We start from the raw sequence: 21,086 nt of genomic DNA, 5'->3' as shown, positions 1-21,086 counted from the left end.
CCATGATCATTTCCGCCTCCACCGATTACCGCGCAGCGGCACAACGCCGCCTGCCGCCGTTCCTGTTCCACTACATCGATGGCGGCGCGTATGCCGAGCACACCCTGAAGCGGAACGTCGCGGACCTGTCCGAGATCGCGCTGCGCCAGCGCATCCTGCGCAACATGTCCGATCTGAGCCTGGAAACGGAGCTGTTCGGTGAGCGCCTGGCGATGCCGGTGGCGCTGGCGCCGGTCGGGCTGACCGGCATGTATGCGCGCCGCGGTGAAGTGCAGGCGGCGCGGGCGGCGGCGAGCCGGGGGATTCCCTTCACGCTGTCCACCGTGTCGGTCTGCCCGATCGAGGAAGTGGCCCCGGCCATCGATCGGCCGATGTGGTTCCAGCTGTATGTCCTCAAGGATCGCGGCTTCATGCGCAATGCGCTGGAGCGGGCCAAGGCGGCTGGCGTGACCACGCTGGTGTTCACGGTGGACATGCCCACGCCGGGCGCGCGCTACCGCGATGCGCACTCGGGCATGAGTGGCCCGAACGCGCCGGCGCGGCGCATGCTGCAGGCGATGACGCACCCGCGCTGGGCATGGGACGTGGGCCTGTTCGGCCGCCCGCACGATCTGGGCAACATCTCCATCTATCGGGGCAGCCCGACCGGCCTGGCCGATTACATCGGCTGGCTGGGCAACAACTTCGATCCGTCCATTTCGTGGAAAGACCTGGAGTGGATCCGCGAGTTCTGGAGCGGACCGATGGTGATCAAGGGCATTCTTGATCCGGACGATGCGCGTGACGCCGTTCGCTTCGGGGCCGACGGCATCGTCGTCTCCAACCACGGCGGTCGTCAGCTGGACGGGGTACTGTCCACCGCGCGGGCGTTGCCGGCGATCGCCGATGCGGTCAAGGGTGAGCTGAAGATCCTGGCCGATTCGGGCATCCGCAACGGCCTGGACGTGGTGCGCATGATCGCGCTCGGCGCCGACAGCGTGCTGCTCGGCCGTGCGTTCGTGTATGCCCTCGCGGCGCAGGGCGAGGCCGGCGTGGCCAATCTGCTGGACCTGATGGCCAAGGAAATGCGCGTGGCGATGACGCTCACCGGCGCCAGGACCATCGCCGATATCAGCCGCGATTCGCTGGTGGACGCCACGCGTCGCCTCGCGGCCGCACCATGAACGCGGCATCCCGGGGCACGGCAGCCTTGCTGGCGCAGCTGCGCGCGATCGTCGGTGATGCACACGTGCTGTGCGGCGACAAGCCGACCCGGCGCTTCCGCAAGGGCTACCGTTTCGGCGATGGCCCGGTGCTGGCCGTGGTCCGCCCGGGCACGCTGCTGGAACAGTGGCGCGCCCTGCAGGCCATCGTGGCGGCCAACGCGATCGTGATCATGCAGGCGGCCAACACCGGCCTCACCGGCGGTTCCACGCCGGATGGTGCCGACTATGACCGTCCGGTGGTCATCCTCAACACGCTGCGCCTGACCGGTGTGCAGCTGATCAACGAGGGCCGCCAGGTGGTCTGCCTGCCCGGGGCGACGCTGGACCGGCTGGAGAAGGAGCTGGCGCCACTGGGCCGCGAACCGCACTCGGTGATCGGCTCGTCGTGCATCGGTGCCTCGGTGCTGGGCGGGGTCTGCAACAACTCCGGCGGCTCGCTGGTGCGACGCGGCCCGGCCTATACCGAACTCGCGTTGTTCGCCCAGGTCGATGCCAACGGCAAGCTGCAGCTGGTCAATCATCTCGGCATCGCGCTGGGCGATACCGCCGAGCAGATCCTGGAGCGGCTGCAGCGCGGCGACTACGCGCCCGCCGACGTGGACAACGGCAACGACCGCGCCGCCTCCGACCCGCGCTATGCCGAGCAGGTGCGCCAGGTCGATGCAGCCACGCCGGCCCGCTACAACGCCGATCCCTCGCGCCACTACGAAGCCTCCGGCTCGGCCGGCAAGCTGGCGGTGTTCGCGGTGCGGCTGGATACGTTTGCGCGCGAGCCCGGCGAGGTGTTCTACATCGGCAGCAATGCGATGGAGGATCTGACCGCGATCCGCCGCCATCTGCTGACCGCGTTCGAGCGCCTGCCGATCTCGGGCGAGTACCTTCACCGCGAGGCGTACGACATCGGCGAACGGTACGGCAAGGACACCTTCCTGCTCATCGATCGCTTCGGCACGGCCAGGGTGCCGGCGGCGTTCGCGCTGAAAAGCCGCGTCGATGGATGGTTCGAAAGCCTTGGCCTGCGCGGGGTCACCGACCGCGTGATCCAGTGGGCGATGCGTTGCCTGCCACGCCATCTGCCCGCGCGCATGGGCCGGTTCCGTGACCGCTACGAGCACCACCTGCTGCTCAAGGTGTCGGCGGTGGATGCCGCCGCCACCGAAACCTTCCTGCGCACTCACTTCGCTGACAGCGAGGGCGACTTCTTCCAGTGCACGGCCGAGGAGGGGCGAAAGGCGTTCCTGCACCGCTTTGCGGTGGCCGGCGCGGCCGTGCGTTATCGCGAGGTGCACCGGCGCGAGGTCGAGGACATCGTGGCCCTGGACGTGGCACTACGGCGCGATGACCGCGCGTGGGTGGAACACCTGCCGGCCGAACTCGACGCACGCTTGGCCGGCAAGCTGTATTACGGGCATTTCCTGTGCCATGTGTTCCATCAGGACTACATCGTGCGCAAGGGCGAGGATCCGCTGGCCATCGAGCACGTGATGTGGGCGCTGTTGGACGCGCGTGGGGCGGAGTATCCGGCCGAGCACAACGTGGGCCATCTGTACCCGGCCAAGCCGGCACTGGCGGCGTTCTACCAGCAACTGGATCCGAGCAATACGTTCAACCCGGGCATCGGCCAGACCGCGAAGACGCGCGGATGGGGCAGCTGCGACTGCACCCCCCACGGGTAGAGCCACCCCATGGGTGGCTGCCCTGAAACCTGCGATACGCCGGCACAGCCACCCATGGGGTGGCTCTACCCGCGGGGCTTCATTCGCAGCGGACGGCGGTAATCACGTTGTCCTTGTCGATGAACACCCGCAGCCGATCCTGGCGCAGGTCACGGGTGGTGATCGTGGCCGGGCCGATCGGGTTGATCAGGCCGGCGCCGCTCTGCACCAGCAGCTTGCGCATGTTCGCCTCGTCGGCCGGCTGGCCGATGGCCCAGCCCAGGGCATCGGCCTTGCACACGCCTGGACCCTTGATCTCCGGGCCCGGCGTGCTCACGCACGCGGCCAGCGAGAGGGTGCCGGCGAGCGTGATCGCGGCGAGGGGGTAACGGAAAAGGGATGCCATCGGGTCGCTCCTGCGGGGTCAGGCGCCGACCATACCACCGCGGTGTGCATCGGCGTGTGGTGGGCACCCCGCGACCGTTGGACGCAGCCCACGCGGCTGCTGGGGCAGGGCGCAACGGCCACCGGCGCTACACTGGCGGCCTCTCAGATCGGCCATGCCGGGAGTCGCAGGTGCTGCACGTGTTCATGCTGGGTGGGCGACATGCCCGCGCCCGGATCGAGGTCCACGACGTGGCCTTCGCCAACGTCGATGCCATTGAAGAGGCCTACCCGCAGCTGCGCCAGGACTGGTTCGGTGAGCGGAAAGGGCTGCATCTCGATGGCTGGCTCGCGGTGGATGGGGTGGAGGCGTACCGGGTGCGCTTCGGCGACGCGGCCCCGGCCGTGGGCGCGCCGCGCCTGTACTTCCTCAATCTCGGCGGGTATGCCGCCGGCGCGCTGGGCGAGGCGCACGATTACCGGCTGCTGGTCGCCACGGATGCCGAGGCGGCCAAGCGCAAGGCCAAGGCCCTGCGCGATACCAGCTGGTTCAAGCCGCATACCGATGCCCTGCTGGAGGTGGACGACTGCATCGCCATCGACCAGGTCGGTGGCCGCCACGTGCAGCTTGAGCGCGGTGAGCACCGCGGGATCACCCTGGTCAGTGACTACATCGTGATCGGCTGAGCGGCGCCGATTGCCCGCCGGCCCGCTGCTGGCGCATAGTGTCGCGGTCTTGTGAGGTCCGGCGATGTCGCCGCGACAGGTCAACCAACGGAAGTAGCGCATGCACAGCAGGAAGATCACGGCCGCATTGATCGTGACACTGGGAATGACGATGGCCGGCAACGCCGTGGCGGCCGAGCCGGACGCACCGGTGTTCGGTGGCTGGCGCAACCTGCATTCGGCCAGTGGCGCCGAGCCGGTCCTGAGGAACCAGCCGTTTGCGATCCTGCCGCGCGAGGTTGCCAGGGGCGAGCGCTTCGCGATCCTGGACCGCGAAAACAAGCAGGCGGTCTGCTGCCTGGTGGTAGACAGTGACCGTCTCGATGCGATTGCCCTGGAAACCAGCTACCGGCTGCCCGGGGTGTGGATCGCCGATCTGCTCGGCAACGAGGACTACAACCGCCGCCACGGCGACCCGCATGTGTTTGCGATGAAGCGCGAGGGCGACCTGGTCGACCATGTCTTCTCGCAGGAAGGCGGCGGTTACAGTGACCTCGGCGGCCTGCTGCTGCCGGCCGGTGCCGCGCTGGATGCCAGCGGCGGCAGCGTCAAGTTCGGTACCACCACGTACCGCCTGCAGGTGCAGTCACAGCGCTTCGCCGATGACAATGGCGCGCTGGACCGCTACACCCTGCAGCCGCCGGCGCCGGCGCCGGCCGCACCGGTGGTGGTCGAGGTGCCGTACAGCACCTACTGACACGGAAGCGACAGAAACGGCGCGGTACAATCACGCCCGCCCATCGGCACGGCCGGCTGGGCCCGCATTCCTGTCCGAGCTTGTCCGTGATCGCCCGATTGTCCTTGCCCTGTGCGGTGCTGCTGTTGGCAGCCTGCGCCACGCCGCCCCGGCCGCCGGCCAGACCGCCTGCCAATCCAGACGCCCTGTGGGGCATCATCCAGCGCGACTGCGCCGGCGAGGCCGCCCCCCGCGGCAGCTGCCTGGCCGTGTCTGCCCAGGCGCAGCGGCGCGATGTGCTGCTCAAGGATTCGCACGGTCACTACCAGTTCCTGGTGCTGCCGTTGGACCGCATCTCGGGCATCGAAAGCCCGGCGCTGCTGCGTGCCGGTGCCCCCAACTACTTCGCCGCCGCGTGGAACGCGCGCAGCCACACCGAGCAGGCACTCGGGATGGCACTGCCGCGCGATGTGGCCAGCCTGGCCCTGAATTCGCCCCATGGCCGCTCCCAGCACCAACTGCACATCCACGTGGATTGCCTGCGCGCGGATGTCCTGGCCCAGCTGCGCCGGCTGCAGCCGGTCATCGGCGCCAGCTGGCAGCCGCTGCCGGAGCCGTTGCGCGGGCATGCCTATCTCGCCCGCCAGTTGCCCGGTGCCGAGCTCACCGCGAACCCGGTGCGTCTGCTGGCCGCCCATCTGTCCGATCCGGCCGATATCGGCAACTGGTCGCTGGTGGTCGCCGGGCAGACCGGCCCCTCCGGTGCGCCCGGTTTCGTGTTGCTGGCCACCCGATTGGACCTGGCGGCGGGCAACAAGGCCAGCGGTGAGGAGCTGCAGGATCACGCCTGCGCCGCATTGACCGGTGCCGCCGGCCCGCTGGACGGTGTGCTGTGAGGCGGTGCCAGGGCAGGGCGCGCAGCATCGGCTTGCGCATGGCCGGGTAAAAACGTCGCACCTGCGCACCGTGTTGGATCCGGCCTGCTCCTGGCGGCGTGCATCTCGCTTCCCGGACGACGCCTGTATCGCCGATCAGAGGCAGTGCCGGGCTACCGTGGAATCACCGGACGATCGCGGGGCGCGGGGAATCCAGCGCGATTGAAATAAAAACCTCGGACGTGGCACGTTATAGTGGCCGTTCTATGCGGTTCCCGCTTTCGCGCCCGGGCTGACTGGCGCGACGTATCCGACTTAATCCATGACTGCTGAAACCACGACTCCGCCCGCCGCTGCGCCGTCCCAGGCCACCGGTCCGCTGTTCTACCAGGCGCCCGTTCCGCTGCGCTCGGATCTGCACGCCGCCTGGCGCCTGGTGCCGGACACCGCGCATTTTGCCGGGGAAACCAACGCGATCCCCGCCGTGATCGGCGAATTCGGTTCGCTGGCCCAGCATTACCCGATCATTTTCACCGGCAAGGACGCGATGCCGCTGGTCGCCGTCGGCCTGGCACAGCGCAACCTGTTCGTTACCGATGGCGTGTGGGACGAGCAGAGCTACGTGCCGGCCTACGTGCGCCGCTATCCGTTCGTGTTCATGCAGGCCGGTGATCAGGACGAGTACGTGCTCGCGCTGGATTCGGCCGCCAGGCAGGTCAACCAGGGCCAGAGCGAGGACGGCGTGCCGCTGTTCCAGGATGGCAAGGCCACCGAGATCGTCGACAACGCCATGCGCTTCTGCGGCGATTACACCCGCGAGCATGACCAGACCCGCCGCTTCACTGCCGCCCTGATCGAAAACGAACTGCTGATCGACCGCAACATCGACGTCACCCTCGCTGACGGCCGGCAGATGTCGGTCAACGGTTTCCAGGTCGTGGATGTGGAAAAGTTCGCCGCGTTGCCGGACGCCACCGTCGTGGCCTGGCATCGCAGTGGCTGGCTGGCGCTGGTGCACCACCACCTGAGCTCGCTGGCACGTTTCAGCGCACTGGTGAACCGCCAGAGCGCACTGCCTGCCGACGCCTGAGTCCGGGCGCACGGCGTGTCACGGAAACGGCGGCCGCAGGGCCGCCGTTTTTCGTTGCTTAGGCGAAATATCGATAAGCATATCGCGGGCGGTCATTTCCTCCTTTTCCGCCTGTTCAGCAGAATCACGGCCCCTCCCTCACTACGCTCCGGCACGGGCCCGACCCCGCCGGCACGTACGTCTTTACCGGAAATCTGCATGTCTGTGCTGTATCGCCCGCTGCGTCGGCGGGCCCTGGTTGTGTCGTTGTTGCCTTTGCTTGGTGCGGTATCGCTGGTCCACGCGGCCGATGCACCCACCCAGCTGGAGGCCGTCACCGTCACCGGCTCGCGCATCCCCCGCGCCAGCGTGGAAGGTCCATCCCCGGTCACCGTGATCACCCAGGAGCAGATCGAGGCGCAGGGCTACCGCAGTGCGTTCGAGGCACTCAGCGCGCTGACCGAGAACACCGGCAACGTGCAGGGCGAGGATTTCGGCAACACCTTCACCCCGGCTGCCAACACCATCAACCTGCGCGGCCTCGGCCCCAACCGTACCCTGGTGCTGGTCAACGGCCGCCGGCAGTCGGACTACCCGCTGGCCTACGAAGGCTCGGTCAACGTGGTCAACCTGGCCAACATCCCCAGCGCGCTGATCGACCGGATCGAAGTGCTGGCCGGAGGCGCCTCGGCGGTGTACGGCTCCGATGCGATCGCCGGCGTGGTCAACATCATCCTGAAGAAAACCTATGACGGCGTCGGGATCAATGTCCGCGCCGGCACCACCGAACAGGGTGGCGGCGACAACCAACGCCTGCAGGCGGTCGGTGGCGGTTCGGGTGAGAACTGGGACGCGATCTTCGGCCTGGAGATCGCCAACCGCAAAGCGATCTACGGTTCGCAGCGCGACTTCATGGATTCGCTCACCGACGATCCGCGCGGCGTGGCACCGCTCGCGACGGCCGTGGCGTATCGCCGCAACGCCTCCACCAACAACTACATCGATCCCGGTGCCGATGGCTGCGATGCCGCCAGCACGTTGTACGGCGGCAGCGTCTTCCGTGCGCAGAATCCCCGCCAGGGCTGGTACTGCGGCAGCAATGAAGCCGCGCCCACGTTCTGGACCGTACAGACCGAGAAGCGCAACATTGATGCGTACAGCGCGGTGACCTGGCGCTTGAATGACCGTCAGGAACTGTTCGCCGATGCGGCGATCGGCACTGCGCGCATCTACAACAACACCCGCGCACCGAGCTGGACCTCTTCGCGCAATTATTTCTACAACCAGAACAGCGGTCAGCTGGAAAGCTGGTACCGGCGTTTCGCGCCCGAAGAGATCGGTGGCGTGCAGCGCAATGCCAACCGCTTCCTGGAGCAGTCGTGGTCGTTCAACGTCGGCGCCCGTGGCAGCATCGGCGGCTCGGACTGGGATTACGAAGCGGCCTACAGCCGCTCGCGCTACGAGAACAGGACGCAGCGCCCGGGCCTGCTGGTCGGCATCAATGCGTACCTGCTGGGCCCACAACTGGGCACCCGCGATGGCGTTGAAGTGTATGCGCCGGATCCGTCGCGCCTGTACCAGCCGCTGACCCCGGGCGAGTACGAGGGGCTGTCGGACCGCTACGAGAGCCGCAACGCTGCGTGGCTGCAGACCGCCAGCGTCAGCGTCAACGGCCAGCTGTTCGATCTGCCCGGCGGCCGTGCAGCGCTGGCCGCCGTGGTCGAAGCCGGAAGCCAGGGCTACCGCAACCGCCCGGACCCGGCCTTGGGACAGGGCGTGTTCTGGAACCTCGACGCCGGCATCCCGGCCGGTGGCGAGCGCGATCGCTATGCCGCCGGGGTGGAGCTGCAGCTGCCCTTGCTGGAGCGCCTGACCGCGACCGTGGCCGGTCGCTACGACCAGTATCGTGCTGCCGGTGATCATCTGGGCAAGGCCACCTGGAGCACCGGCCTGGAGTTCCGTCCGTTCGATACGCTGCTGCTGCGCGCGAGTGCCGCAACCAGCTTCCGTGCGCCGGACATGAACTACGTGTTCGCCACCGAAACGCGCGGCTACAACCCCGGCATGACCGATTACTGGCGCTGCCGCAGTGCCGGCCAGGCGTACGACGACTGCGATTTCAGCGGCCTGGCGATCGACTACACCAGTGGTGCCAATCCGCAGCTGCAGCCGGAAACCGCCAAATCGTATGGACTGGGTTTTGTGTGGTCCCCGTCGGCCAATCTGGACTTCACGGCCGATTACTACGACATCCGCATCGACGATGAGGTCACCAACCTGGATGCCACCCGCATCCTCAAGGATGAAGCCGATTGCCGCCTCGGCCAGACCGTGGGTGGCGACGCACGCGATATCGGCTCGGCACAATGCCAGGACGCGCTGCGTCGCGTGATCCGCAACCCGGCCGACGCGGCAGTGCAGCCGAACCAGGTCGTGCGCGTGCTGATCAACCCGATCAACGCCGCCTCCGAAACCGTGCGCGGCATCGACCTGAAGTCGAACCTGCGCTGGGACGCGGGCCGCTATGGTCGTTTCTCCGCCCGCGTCGCGTACTCGCTGGTGATCGATCACAGCTACCGCCAGTTCGCCGGCGATGACGTGCAGGACCAGCGCAACTCGCTGGATTCCTACCAGTGGCGCAGCAAGGTCAACGGCAGCGTGACCTGGGCGATCAACGACTGGACCGCCACCCTGTACGGCATGCGTTACGGCTCGTTGCCGAAGACCGACGGCAGTGGTCGCATCGCGCCGTACATGACCTACAACGCCAGCCTGTATCGCAAGCTCAACGACAACGCCACGCTCGGCCTGATCGTCAACAACCTGCGCGACAGCCGCCCGCCGGCGGACAAGAACGGCGGCGGCTGGCCGTTCTATCCGGTCGGCAACTACGACCCCTACGGCCGCCAGCTGTGGCTGGAGTTCGATTACCGCTTCCTGTAAGTCCCTCGCGGGCCCGGCAATGCCGGGCCCGCTGCGTTTGGGTCTACAGCGCATGCGACGGTATACTGCGCGCCGCCGAGTGTTGCGGCGGTTGCAGGAAGCACGCATGACCCACCCGATTCATTACCGTCGCGCCGTGCCGGGCGATGCCGCTGCCTGCATCGATCTGCGTGGGCGCACCCGCGAAAATGCGTTTTCCGCGGCCGAGCTTGCCGGACTCGGCATCACCGAAGACAGCTGGGCGGCCGGTATCCGTGACGATGTACTGCCGGGGCATATCGCGCTGGAAGGCGAGCACATGGTCGGCTACTGCTTCGGCGATCGCGACGGCGGCGAGATTGTGGTGCTGGCAATGCTGCCGTCCCATGAAGGGCAGGGCATCGGTCGGCGGCTGCTGGATATGTCCATCGCCGATCTTGTCGAGGCCGGGCATTCGCGGCTGATCCTGGGGTGTGCGGCGGACCCTGCGGTGCGCTCGCATGGCTTCTATCGCTACCTGGGCTGGCGGCCGACCGGCGAGATCGACGCCCTGGGTGACGAAGTGCTGGAACTGCACGTGGGCGCCAGGCCATAGCACCTGGGTAGGGCATGGCAGTAATGGCGTGTCAGGGGCATGCGCATCGCCCGCTCACTGTGCAGCCGGTCACGGCTCGGTGATCCGCCTCTGAAACATGCTGGGCGCATCTGGACGGAGCGATGCGATGCCCGCGTGGTGGCTGACCCTGATGATGAGCGCCACAGCGGTGGATCTGCCGCCGCGACAGGTGCATACCTGCCTGGTCGACGGCGCGCGTCATTATCAGTCCACCCCGTGCGAGGGACGCACCGAGCGCATCCGCGAGATGCCGCCGCCCGCCGATACCTGGGCCAATGAGATCCATATCGAGTCGCTGCGGCAGGAACTCCAGGCCAAGCGGCGTGCTGAGGCTGCGCCCGCGCGACAGAAGCGTCCGCCGCGACGCAGTGTCCGCCCGACGCCCGCGATCCGGGGGGCGGTCATCTCCGTGCATGCCGATCCTGTCCGTTGCGCCGCCGCGCGACGCCAGCGCGAGACGGCCTACCGGAAAGTGGGCGGCCGGCCGAGCCTGGCGCTCAGCCGGCGAATGGATGACCTGGTGCACGATGCGTGCCGGTAGTCAGCCGGCACGCACGCTCATGGCTGCGCCATCAGATACCGCGCCACGGCATCAAAGGCGGGCAGGGTGGTCGGGTCGTTGGCGCTGTTGGCTGCGACCGGATGCGAGCCGAAGCGCGCGATCACCACCCGTGCGGTGGGGTCGATGTACAGCGCCTGGCCATGCACGCCGCGCGCCATGTAGGCGCCATGGTCGTTGTGGGAGATCCACCACATGCCGCGATAGCTCCAGCCCGGCAGCTGCGCGTAACCGGCCTTGGCAAAGGCCTGTTTGCTGCCGCCGGCCCGGATACGGGCGATCGCGGCGGCGGGCACGATGGGCTGGCCGTCGACCTTGCCGTCGTCGAGCAGCAGTTGGCCGACACGGGCCAGATCCCGCAGGCCGGTATTGAAGCCGCCGCCCGCAAACGGCGTGCCGGTGGAATCAACGGTGTAGTACGCGTCCTGCTCGGCGCCCAGGCGTTGCCAGATGCGCGACTGCAGCAGCTGTGCAACCGACTGCCCCGTGCGCCGGGCGATGATCCAGCCCAGCGCGTCCGTGTTGATCGTCTTGTAGCCGAAGGCCTCGCCGTGGCGGCCCTGCTTCTGCACGGTCTGCAGGTAATCGTAATAGCTGCGTGGCCCGGTGTAGCCGGGGGCCGGGGGCAGGGTGCTGCCCGCGGCGGAAAATGCCCAGACCTCGGCGTTGGGGTCGGCGTAGTCCTCGCTGTAGCGCAGTGCCGTGGTCATCTCCAGCACCTGCCTGACCGTGGCATCGCCGAACGCGCTGTCCTTCAGCTCGGGCACAATCGCGCTGACGCGCTGGGTTTCATCGATCACCCCCTCGGCGACCAGCATCTCGCCGAGCAGGCCGGTCATCGATTTGCTGACGGACATCGCGCCGTGCTGGCCGTGCTCGTCCAGGCAGCCGCTGTAGCGCTCGTAGACCACCACCCCGTCGTGCAGCACCACGATGCCGTCGGTGTAGTTGGCCGCCAGTGACTGTGCCCAGGTCATCTGACGGTGGGTGCCGGTGGGCGTGAACGACAGCGCGTCGATCGCGGCATCCAGCCGGCGCGGCAGGTCACGGGCCGCGCCGGGGCCCCGGCTGACGCCCACGGTGGGCATCAACTGGCGGAAATGGCAGGCCGTCCAGCGCAGCTTGGGGAAACTGAAATAATCGTCATCCGTGTAACGGATGCGCTTGTCTTCCGGCGGCGGCGCGCCCTGCATCCAGCCGAGCAGCCTGGGATCGGACGCTTCGGCCGACAGCGGCGGCGAGGTGGGCGAGGCCGGAGCGGCAGTGGCGGCGCCCGGCAGGGCGAGCACCGCGACCAGGGCCGCGGCCAGCCGGGCGCGGGATGACGCCAAGGCGGCGCGCACGCGGGTCAGGGCGATGTGGAGGCGCGGAACGGGCATGGGGCACTCCTTGCTGATGCGCAGGACGTCTGTGCCACCAAGGGTACTGCACCGGAATGAAAGACGGCGCCATCGGCGCCGTCCGTGACGTGCCCTGCCGGGGCAGGGCGCGCGATGCCGTTACGGGGTGCCGGGGTTGCCCTGCGGCGCCGGTGCCGGCGTGGCCGACTCGGCTGACGGCAGCGACAGCGCCGGGTTCAGCTGCTGGGCCTGCAGCATCTGGATGCGCTGGTTGAGCGCGTCCAGTTCGCTGTGGCTGCTGCGCAGGTCGGTGCTCAGGCTGACCGCCTGCTGCTTGGCCTGTTCCAGCGAGGCGCTGACCTGCAGCGACTGCTGGCGCTGGAGATCGGCTTCCTGCTGCAGGCTGCGCAGCCGCTCTTCGTTGTAGGCGACCAGGTTTTCGGTATAGCGCTTGCCGGCCTGCAGGCGGGTGGTATCGATATACACCTGGGCCAGCTGTTCGGTCTGTTCGACGAAGGTGCGGTAGACCTTCTCGGCGTTGTCGACCGAATCGGTCTTGATCACGCGCCAGAAGTCCTTCTCGTGGAACAGCGCCACGTAGTAATTCAGCGTGCTGGTATTGAACAGCAGGCTGGCACCGTAACTGCCGTTATAGGTGGTGCGCAGCTCGGTGAGCTGCTTGGAGTCGACCAGCTGGCGCAGTTCGTCCACGGTATTGCGGACCACCGGCGCCGGGCGAACGGCGGTCTCCACGGCCGGCTCGGCACGCGGTGCGCGCGCGGCCAGGGCCTGCGGAATGACGCTCAACGACAGCAGCAACACAATCCCACCGGTCAGCGCGTGCGCGACGATGGAACCAACCCCTTTTCTCTCTCGCATATTCAGGCCATCCACGAGTGGATTATCAGTGAAGTAAAGTCCCCGCCGGAGTCTAGCACGCACAATCGCGTGGCCTGCACTTTGCCGCAGCGTCAATAAACCAACTGTGCCGGGGTGCACTGGATGGACTGCATGTGCACGTCGGTCCGCCCCAGCTCCAGCCCGAGCACCTGGGCCAGCGTCTGCGAGAGCAGGGTGCCGACGCCGTTGAGCAGCGGCTTGAGGGTTTCCAGCACCGGGGTCAGCGCCAGGCACAGCAGGCCGCTGCAGCGGACCTGGTCAGTGCCCGGGTCGGTGACTCCGGTTCCGCCGGCGAGGTCCTCCAGGCCGCCCGGCCGGGTCTGCAGGTAAGAGGCCAGATTGGATTTGACGCAGTTGTTGTAGTTGAGCAGGGTACTGAGCAGGCTGTTGCAGCGGTTGATCACCAGCCCACCGAGCAGGGAGCCGAGCAGGCCACTGAGCCCGCCCATTCCCTTTCCGGTAACGGTGGCGTTGTAGCCGTCCCAGACCGAGCCGGTTTCAAAACAGGTGCCCAGATTCAGCGCGCCACACGCGTGCGGTACGCCGCCCACGACGTCCCAGTCGCCGAGGGCGCCGATGCCGCGTGCCGGGTCACCGTGTCGCAGCAGGGCAATGGTCTTCTCGGCGTCGTAGAAAACGTTGCCCGGATTGGCGGCCTTCAGATACTGATCCGCCAAACGATTGGCGGTGGCGGCATCGGTGCTGCCCTGCTTGCCCGGGGTGACCACGTTGCTCAGCACGCGCAGCAGTTCGCTCACCAGGCCGGAGATGGCTGTGCCGACCTGGGCCTGGTTGAAGTAAGTGGAGGCGGTCTCTCCGGCCGCAAGGGTGACGCTCTCATCGCGGGTCAGCGCATTGAGGGAAATCTTGTCGGTGACCAGCGGTGCGCCCAGCAGGGTCAGCAACTGCTCGTTCTGCAGCCCGGCATCGCACACATTGCGCTGCGAAAATTCGTTGGCGGCGGCCACGCGGCCGACGCAGGCGCGCAGCAGCGAGGATTGCACCCGCACCGTGGCGGTTGGCGGGGTCGCGCCGCAGTTGAGCGCGTCCAGTGTGCCCATCGCGTTGGTCACATCGGCATAGATCGGCAGGTTGAGGCGGATCCCCAGCCCGCTGAGCACGGGCCCGAGCAGCGCCAGCCCGCCGGTATCGATGTTGATCTTCAGCCGCACCTGCGCGTTGTAGGCACGGGTGCCGACGCCGCCGATCGCGATCGAGGGCGGTTCGATGATCGCCGCGCGGGTCTGCACCAGGCCCAGGATGTTGAGGTTGTTGACCGCCACGCCGTTGCCACCGCTGGCGATGCTGATGCTGGTGGTGATCAGGTCCAACGCGCTGATGTCGGCCTGCAGCGCTGGCGAAGCGGGGCCTTCGGGCGCGACGATGCGTGCGAACAACCCGCCGGTGCTGTCGGTGCTGCCGAGCTGCACGTTGAGCTGGTTCAGATCGACCTTTGCCGCGAGCGCATTGCGCAGTGCCGTCAGATCCACATGGGTGACGCCGCTGTTGGTGAGCACCGTGGCCGTGGCATCGAGCAGCTGGCCAAGCGAGACCCGGTTGGCGGCCAGCAGGGCGTTGAACTCGGCGATACCGATGTTGGCCTGGACCGGAATGCCCAGCGCCTGCAGCAGGCCGCCCGGGGTGACCTTCGCCTGGGCCAGGCCGTCATAGCCAAGCAGGGTGGTGCGGTCCAGGTTGACGCCCACCAGGTCGAGCACGTTGCCCAGCGGCGTATTGCCATTGACCCGCAGCAACTGCGAGCCCACCGAGAACACCGCGATCGGCGGCGCACGCGTGGCCACCGCCTGCGCACGGATCGTGGGCAGGCGCGTGTTCTGGCCGAAGAACGGCACCACCGAACGGGTGGCGACCACTTTGACCGCATTGAGCGGGTTGGCGGCGTCGGGCGTCATGCTGAAATGATCCTCCGCGCCGCGTGCAGGATTCCAGTTGCCGCAGTGGATCACCAGGGCGCCGGAAAAGCCGTTGTCCCGCTCAGCATTGTTGCGGGCAGCGCCGTTGTCCTTGAGGTCCGCGCGGCACAGGTCCAGGCGCTGCGCGCCGGCGACGGCGGCCAGGTCGACCACCTTCTGCGCATCGCGCTTGGCCCAGTACAGATAGCCCACTTCCACCAGGCCGAGCATCCCGACCAGGCCGAGCAGGACCAGCATCATGGTGACCGACATCCCGCCGCGCAGCCGCCGCCGGAACGGCCGGGGCGCACGAACGCTGGACTGGTGCATGGCATCAACCTCCGTCGTTGGAACCGCCTACGTCCTTTTTCACACTGGTCTTGAGGAACTCGGGAATCTCGTGCTCGAAGCTCTTGAGGTAGCGCGCATAGCTGGCCGCGGCCTGGTCACCCAGGATCGGCAGGCGCGCCCCCGCGTGGGTTCCCTGGGCCTGCATCCGCAGCAGATCACGGGTGGTCTGGCCTATCTCGCTGCGCGGCGCGGGTGCGGGAGGCATGTAGCGCCCGGGCGCGGCGTCGGTGTAAGCCGGCGCGCGATCGACGTAGGTCGGCACCGGTGCCGGGGTCTCTGGCGCCGGCAGCGTCGTAGTGGCGACCGGCGGGGCCTGCTGTCCGCCGAGCATCTGCCCGGTGAGCGGTGCCTGCTGCGCCATCGCGGGCAGCGCCACCACCATCAGCAGCCACGGCAGGCCAACGTGCAGGAACGTAACGGGCAGGCGACGCAACTGGTTCATGGCGTGGTCTCGCTGGCAGGAGTGGGCGTGCTGAAGCGCTCGAGCATCGACGGCGCCAGGCGCGCATCGGCACGCGTGCGGTGATCGGTATCGATGGCGACCCTGCGCTGCGCCGGGCGCCCGGCAGCGGCGCGTGGTGCAGGCGTGGCGCCGCTGCCGGGCGCGGCGGCCGCCGTGGCGACGCTGGCCGGGGCACGCTGCACCGACGGCGCCGGGGCCGCCTGCTGGCGCAGCTGGTCCGCCAGCCGGCGGACTTCGGCCTGCGCGCTGTCGGTCAGGCGCGCGTTGCGCATGATGGTGTCGGCCATGTCGTTCTGGCCGCGCAGCAGCGCCCAGACCGCCAGGTTGGCGTTGGCCTTGGCACTGCCGGGCGATAGTTCGGCGGCCTTGGCCAGCGGTTCCTGCGCGCGGGTCCAGTCGCCGGCGCGCAACCGGGCGAAGCCCAGATCGCCGAGGTAGCCGGTGTTCAACGGCTGCAACTGTACGGCCTTCGCCAATGCCTGCTCGGCACGTGCCGCGTCGCCATCGCGGGCGGCGATCAGGCCGAGTCCGTGCCACGCCGCGGCCGCCTGCGGGCCGCTGGTCAGGCTGCCGTACATGGCCAGTGCCGCCTCGCGCTGGCCGGTTTCGCGCAGTGCATCGGCATTCAACAGGCGCAGTTGGGGACTGTCGCCATAGCGTTGGCGATACGCCTCCACGTGCGCCAGCGAGGCGTAGTACGCGCCCTGCTGCTGCATCTTGGAGATCAGCTCGAGGTAAAGCTGTTTGTCGTCCTGCGGGGCCACCTCGGGCGAGGCCAGTGCCATCGGATCCTGTCGGTAACCGTTGCGCACGTTCGAACAGGCCGCGCAGAGGGCAGTTGCGGCGAGCAGCAGGCAAAGGCGGGAGAGCACGGCGTGGTGCATGGCGTTCAATCCAGTTTGGTCAGGGCGGAGGCGAGGGCGATGATGGCCGGGCCGGCCAACACCAGCATCAGCGCCGGCAACAACGTCAACATCATCACCACGGTCATCTTTACCGAGAGCTTGCCGACCTTCTCCTTGAGGGTGGAACGGCGCTGTTCGCGCAGGCGGATGCTGAACTGGCGCAGCGGCTCCTGCACCGCTCCGCCATGTGCGTGGACCTGCAGGATCAGCTGCACCAGGCTGCGCAGGTCTTCGTCGTCGAACGACTCGCCCAGCCGGCGCAGCGACTGCTCGCGGCTGCGCCCGTGCATGTAGGCGATGTTGGCCTGGTGGATCTCGCGGCCGAGGACCGGGATCGCGTTGCGCAGTTTGTCGCCCAGGGTCTGCAGGCTCTGGTCCATGCTGAAGCCGACGCCCTGCAGCAGGCGCAGCAGGTCGATCAGCAGCGGCAATTCCGCCGAGACCTGCTTGCGCAGGCGCATCGCCCACGCGCGCAGGGCGAACTTCGGCAACAGGATGCCGAAGGCCAGCGCGCCGAAGATCACCATCGCGCGGCTGAAGCCGGTGCTGTGGTTGAAGGCCAGCACCAGGACCAGCGTGGCCACGGCGATCAGCAGCCGAAGGGCAAGGAAGATCGCGGTGCCGGCGTTGGTGTTCCAGCCGGCCTGGTCGAGCAGCAACCGGTCTTCCGGTGCCAGCAGGGCGGCTTCGATGCGGCCGCCATTGAAACGCTGGCCGAGCGCGGCGACCGCAGCGAGCCAGCGCTGGCGCAGGCTGACCGGCGGCTGCTGGGCCGGGGCAGGGGCGCCGGCGGCATCGCGCGGCCGCAGGGCGGCCTGCAGGGCGTCCTGGTGGCGTTGCTCGCGCCCGCTCAGCACCCAGCCGCGCAGCCCGAGCAGGCCCACGCCGGCGGCGAGGACCAACAACGTAGCGATCCACCAGCCGTTACTGCTCATGCGGACTCCCGGTGGATGAAGGGCGGGCGCTCATATCGACTTGGCCAGCCGGTACAGCAGGAAGCCACCGATCAGTTCCAGCCCCAGCGCCCACAGCAGCAGCTTGTGGCCGAGCGGCTCCTGGATGATCGGCTGGAAGAAGTCCGGGCTGGTGATCGCCATCAGCACCGCGCTGATCGGCGGCAGCAGGCCGAGCACCCAGGCCGACATGCGGGTCTCGGAGGTGGTGGCCATCAGCTCCTGCTGCGCCTGGTCCAGGTCGCGCATGAAGTCGGCCATGCGCTGCAGGATCTGGTCGGCGCGGCCGCCGATGCGGACACTCACGCCGAGCACCACCGACAGCACGTTCAGGGCTTCCAGCCGATAGGGCTGGGCGGCCTGTGCCAGGGCGCGGTCCAGGTCCAGGCCGCTGCGGGTGTAGGACACGGTGGCGTCGAGCAGGCCCCGCAGCGGCATCGGCATCTGCGCGGCCGAGGTCTGGAAGGCCATCTGCAGGCTGTTGCCGAGGCCGGCCAGGCGCACCAGATTGTCGAGGAAGTCCGGCAGTTGGCGCAGCAGCTTGGCCTGCAGCCGGGTGATCCGCCGTGATACCCAGAACCAGGCTGCCAGCGCACTGAGCACCAGTACGATCGGCGCGGCCCACACCGTGCCAAGCCGCGCACTGGCGATCCAGGCCAGCAGTGCCGCAGCGGCGACGATCAGCAGTGGCACCCGCCAGCCGGTGGGAAGCGCGGCGCGCCGCATCAGCGCGTCCCAGGGCCGGCCGGCCGGGGTGCTGGTGACCGGCATCGGCGGGGGCGGGGCGTCGCTGATGCCGGCCAGGCGCGGGGCGGTGTCCGGTCGCGCCAGCCGCTGTTCGGCGTGCTGCAGTGACAGCCGGCGCTGCTCGCGCGCGGCCGCGCCGCCCCACAGCTCTACGGCCAGCGCCACCAGTATCAGCGCCGCACTGCACAGGAGCAGGACGAAGGCCATCCTCAGAAGCCTCCGCCCAGTGCTTCGCGCAGCTGCCGCCGGAACGGTTCGAGCTTGTGCGAATGGGGCTGGAAGCCGAGCCCGACCCAGCGGTCGTACTCCTTGCCGTCGCCATCGATCTGCACCTCGTGGCGGAACATCTCCTGGGTGGCGATCATGTTGTCGGTGACGCCGGTGATCTCCGTGATCGAGACCAGCACGCGACGGCCGCTGCCCAGCCGCGAGATCTGCACGATGAAGTCGATGGCGCTGGCGATCTGCCGGCGCAGGCTGTCTTCGCTGCCCTGGAATCCGGCAAAACCCGCCAGCATCTCGATGCGGTACAGGCAATCGCGCGGCGAGTTGGCGTGGATGGTGGCCATCGAGCCGTCATGGCCGGTGTTCATCGCCTGCAGCATTTCCAGCACTTCGGCGCCACGTACTTCGCCAACCACGATGCGGTCCGGGCGCATGCGCAGGCTGTTGCGGACCAGGTCGCGGATGCTGATCGCGCCGTTGCCGTCCGCACCGCCGATACGGCTTTCCAGACGCACGACATGCGGGTGGTTGAGCGAGAGCTCGGCGGTGTCTTCGACGGTGATCACGCGCTCGTTGGCGGGAATGTAGTTGGCCAGGGCATTGAGCAGCGAGGTCTTGCCCGAGCTGGTGCCGCCGGAGACCAGGATGTTGCAGCGGCCCAGCACCATGGCATGCAGGAGCGCCTGCATCGGCCGATCGAACGTGCCCATGCGCAGCAGCTCGTCCGGGGTGAACGGATCCTTGCGGAACTTCCGGATCGAGACCATCGGCCCATCCACGGCCAACGGCGAGATGATGGCGTTGAGGCGCCCGCCGTTGGGCAGCCGCGCATCCACCATCGGGTTGGATTCATCCAGGCGGCGGCCGAGCGGCGCCAGGATCCGGCGCAGGATGCGCAGCAGGTGGCTGTCATCGCTGAAGCGCTGCGGCGCCCGCTTGAGCATGCCGCCCTGGGAGACGTGGATGTCCTTGTAGCCGTTGATCAGGATGTCCTCGATCTCCGGGTCATGCAGCAGATCGTCAAGAGGGCCGAAGCCGGTCAGCTCTTTCACCAGTGCATTGGCGACGATGTCCTTCTCGGCCTCGTTGATCGGAATCCGCCACTCGTGCACGAAGCCGGCGGTCTGCGCGTGCACGTAGCGCGACACGGTGTCCGGTGCCCACGCGTCGATATCGATGCGCTCGTCCTCGATGCTGTTGAGCAGGTGCTCGTGCGCGGCGATCAGCACCTTCTGGTACTGCTCGGTCTGCTCGAACGGCTGCACGCCGTGCTCGGCGTCGGCACCGGGTTCGGCGCGGGCGGTGGTGGACGGAAACGGAGTCACTTTGTCTTCCATGGGGAACCACTCAGGCGAAGGGCGAGGTGTTCCCGCCAGCCCCTGGCCGGCGCGGGGGCCGTCGGATCCAGGTGCGACAACAGCGGGGCAAGGGCACGCACATACGGATCACGCGGCGCGTCCTGCAGCAGCAGGCGGCCATGGCTGGCACTGGAACGCAGTGTGGGCCGATCGGGCAGCACTGCCAACAGGGGCAGTTCGAAGCGTGTCGCGATCTGCGCCGGGCTCAGGCCGCTGGCATCGTCATGGCGGTTGATGATCAGCTGCAGCCGGGCATCGCGTGCGCCCACCTGGGCCAGGTGGCGAAGCATCTGGTCCAGCGAGACCAGGGTGCCGATGGACTGATCGGCGATCAGCCAGAGTTCGTCGGCACTGTTGAGCAGGGACACCGGCAACTGGCGCAGCGGCACGCCGCCCAGGTCGCACAGGACGGTGTGGAAGACGCTGCGCAGGCGCTGCATCAACATGCCAGGGTCGGGCAATGCGGTGCCTTCCATGCCGGGTGGCTGGCCGAGCAGGGTGACGCCGGCTGGATGGTGGGCCATCGCGGTGCGCGCCAGCGTGGCATCGATGCGTGCGGCATTGCGCAGCGCATCGTCGAAATGGAAGGTGGGGTCGACGTTGAGGTAGAGCGACAGGTCGCCGGTGGGTTGGCCCAGGTCCAGCAGCAGCGTACCGGCATCGGCCGGTGCCGCATCGCCGGCCGCTGACGGGTTGGACAGCGCGGTCTGGCCGGCGAGGACGCCCAGATGCGCGGCCAGGGTACTGCTGCCCACGCCGGGGCGGACGCCCAGCAGCAGCACCATGCGTGCGCGCGCCGGCGGCGCCACCGCAACGCTGCTGCGGCCCTGCGCGGCGAGCGCGGCAGCGCGACGGAGCACCGCTTCCATGTCCTGTGGTGCGCTGTCCAGGTCGAGCAGATCGCGCAGGCCGGCGCGCAACGCGGCGACCACGCCGTCCATGTGATCGGCGTGGGTGGAGCCGATCGCCACCAGCGGCAGCTCCGGGGCCTGGGCCTGCAGCTGCCGGGTCAGGGCCGCGGAGAAGGCGGCGTTCTCGTGCCGGTAGTCCAGCAGCACCACGCAGCCGGTGTCGCGCAGCGGTTCCAGCGCCGAGGCCGGCGCTGCGCTGTCCAGCCACTGCACCGTGCCCAGCGACGGCAACAAGGCCGACAGCAGGGTGGCCAGTTCGCGGTCCGGCGCAAACAGCACGAGCTTCATTGAAGCATCCCGTGGTTGGACCAGCTGCAGGGTGGCGGACATGGC

Annotated in this window: 19 protein-coding genes; 9 read left to right on the top strand and 10 right to left on the bottom strand. The window is 68.3% G+C overall.

Annotated elements, in window-relative coordinates; translation table 11 throughout:
* The first annotated feature begins 2 nt into the window (after positions 1–2).
* Entirely contained in the window at positions 3–1,163 is a 1,161-nt protein-coding gene (lldD, locus tag ORK51_RS05315; protein WP_266084430.1) for an FMN-dependent L-lactate dehydrogenase LldD, read from the top strand.
* A complete protein-coding gene (dld, locus tag ORK51_RS05310; protein WP_266084429.1) occupies positions 1,160–2,881 on the top strand; it encodes a D-lactate dehydrogenase in 1,722 nt (573 codons plus the stop codon). The genes lldD and dld overlap by 4 nt, the downstream gene beginning before the upstream one ends.
* A 79-nt stretch (positions 2,882–2,960) precedes the next feature.
* On the opposite strand, the gene ORK51_RS05305 is transcribed toward dld, so the two are convergent.
* Positions 2,961–3,266, bottom strand: a complete 306-nt coding sequence (locus tag ORK51_RS05305; protein ID WP_266084428.1) for a hypothetical protein — start codon at positions 3,264–3,266, stop codon at positions 2,961–2,963.
* Between the two features lie 170 nt (positions 3,267–3,436).
* Between ORK51_RS05305 and ORK51_RS05300 the strand changes: the two genes are divergently transcribed.
* From ORK51_RS05300 to ORK51_RS05270, 7 genes are all read left to right on the top strand, one after another.
* The gene (locus ORK51_RS05300; protein ID WP_266084427.1) at positions 3,437–3,931 is read left to right on the top strand and encodes a DUF1543 domain-containing protein; all 495 of its coding nucleotides are present in this window, start codon (positions 3,437–3,439) and stop codon (positions 3,929–3,931) included.
* 100 nt (positions 3,932–4,031) lie between these two features.
* Positions 4,032–4,667, top strand: coding sequence for a decarboxylase (locus ORK51_RS05295; protein ID WP_266084426.1), 636 nt, complete (start codon positions 4,032–4,034; stop codon positions 4,665–4,667).
* Positions 4,668–4,765: 98 nt separating this feature from the next.
* Entirely contained in the window at positions 4,766–5,542 is a 777-nt protein-coding gene (locus ORK51_RS05290; protein ID WP_266084425.1) for a CDP-diacylglycerol diphosphatase, read from the top strand.
* 301 nt (positions 5,543–5,843) lie between these two features.
* On the top strand, positions 5,844–6,611 hold the full coding sequence (locus ORK51_RS05285) for a SapC family protein (protein WP_019185088.1): 768 nt from the start codon (positions 5,844–5,846) through the stop codon (positions 6,609–6,611).
* A 198-nt stretch (positions 6,612–6,809) separates the two neighbouring features.
* Positions 6,810–9,533, top strand: coding sequence for a TonB-dependent receptor plug domain-containing protein (locus ORK51_RS05280; protein ID WP_266084424.1), 2,724 nt, complete (start codon positions 6,810–6,812; stop codon positions 9,531–9,533).
* 106 nt (positions 9,534–9,639) lie between these two features.
* Positions 9,640–10,107 (top strand): GNAT family N-acetyltransferase, encoded by a 468-nt coding sequence (locus ORK51_RS05275; RefSeq protein ID WP_019185090.1) that lies wholly within the window; start codon positions 9,640–9,642, stop codon positions 10,105–10,107.
* Positions 10,108–10,234: 127 nt separating this feature from the next.
* A complete protein-coding gene (locus ORK51_RS05270) occupies positions 10,235–10,669 on the top strand; it encodes a hypothetical protein (RefSeq protein ID WP_266084423.1) in 435 nt (144 codons plus the stop codon).
* A 17-nt stretch (positions 10,670–10,686) separates the two neighbouring features.
* On the opposite strand, the gene ORK51_RS05265 is transcribed toward ORK51_RS05270, so the two are convergent.
* The 9 genes from ORK51_RS05265 to ORK51_RS05225 all read right to left on the bottom strand — a co-directional run bounded on the left by ORK51_RS05265 (position 10,687) and on the right by ORK51_RS05225 (position 21,083).
* The gene (locus tag ORK51_RS05265; protein ID WP_266084422.1) at positions 10,687–12,066 is read right to left on the bottom strand and encodes a serine hydrolase domain-containing protein; all 1,380 of its coding nucleotides are present in this window, start codon (positions 12,064–12,066) and stop codon (positions 10,687–10,689) included.
* 120 nt (positions 12,067–12,186) lie between these two features.
* Complete coding sequence (locus ORK51_RS05260) at positions 12,187–12,906, bottom strand: DUF2968 domain-containing protein (RefSeq protein ID WP_266084421.1); 720 nt, start codon at positions 12,904–12,906, stop codon at positions 12,187–12,189.
* Positions 12,907–12,998: 92 nt separating this feature from the next.
* On the bottom strand, positions 12,999–15,170 hold the full coding sequence (locus ORK51_RS05255) for a TadG family pilus assembly protein (RefSeq protein ID WP_266084420.1): 2,172 nt from the start codon (positions 15,168–15,170) through the stop codon (positions 12,999–13,001).
* 4 nt (positions 15,171–15,174) lie between these two features.
* Entirely contained in the window at positions 15,175–15,633 is a 459-nt protein-coding gene (locus tag ORK51_RS05250) for a DUF3613 domain-containing protein (RefSeq protein WP_019185095.1), read from the bottom strand.
* A complete protein-coding gene (locus tag ORK51_RS05245) occupies positions 15,630–16,538 on the bottom strand; it encodes a tetratricopeptide repeat protein (RefSeq protein WP_261996794.1) in 909 nt (302 codons plus the stop codon). Before ORK51_RS05245 ends, ORK51_RS05250 begins: the two co-directional genes overlap by 4 nt.
* A gap of 5 nt (positions 16,539–16,543) precedes the next feature.
* Positions 16,544–17,494 (bottom strand): type II secretion system F family protein, encoded by a 951-nt coding sequence (locus ORK51_RS05240; protein ID WP_261996793.1) that lies wholly within the window; start codon positions 17,492–17,494, stop codon positions 16,544–16,546.
* A gap of 30 nt (positions 17,495–17,524) precedes the next feature.
* A complete protein-coding gene (locus ORK51_RS05235; RefSeq protein WP_266084419.1) occupies positions 17,525–18,466 on the bottom strand; it encodes a type II secretion system F family protein in 942 nt (313 codons plus the stop codon).
* Positions 18,467–18,468: 2 nt separating this feature from the next.
* The gene (locus ORK51_RS05230; protein ID WP_070425289.1) at positions 18,469–19,821 is read right to left on the bottom strand and encodes a TadA family conjugal transfer-associated ATPase; all 1,353 of its coding nucleotides are present in this window, start codon (positions 19,819–19,821) and stop codon (positions 18,469–18,471) included.
* Positions 19,806–21,083: a CpaE/TadZ family protein gene (locus ORK51_RS05225; protein WP_266084418.1), complete on the bottom strand. Its 1,278-nt coding sequence runs from the start codon at positions 21,081–21,083 to the stop codon at positions 19,806–19,808. The genes ORK51_RS05230 and ORK51_RS05225 overlap by 16 nt, the downstream gene beginning before the upstream one ends.
* Positions 21,084–21,086: the final 3 nt, after the last annotated feature.

This window comes from Stenotrophomonas sp. RIT-551 (genome assembly GCF_026241915.1).
Taxonomy (GTDB): Bacteria; Pseudomonadota; Gammaproteobacteria; order Xanthomonadales; family Xanthomonadaceae; genus Stenotrophomonas; species Stenotrophomonas bentonitica_A.
The sequence above is the reverse complement of the archived record's forward strand: the minus strand, read 5'-3'. Positions and strand labels throughout refer to the sequence as shown.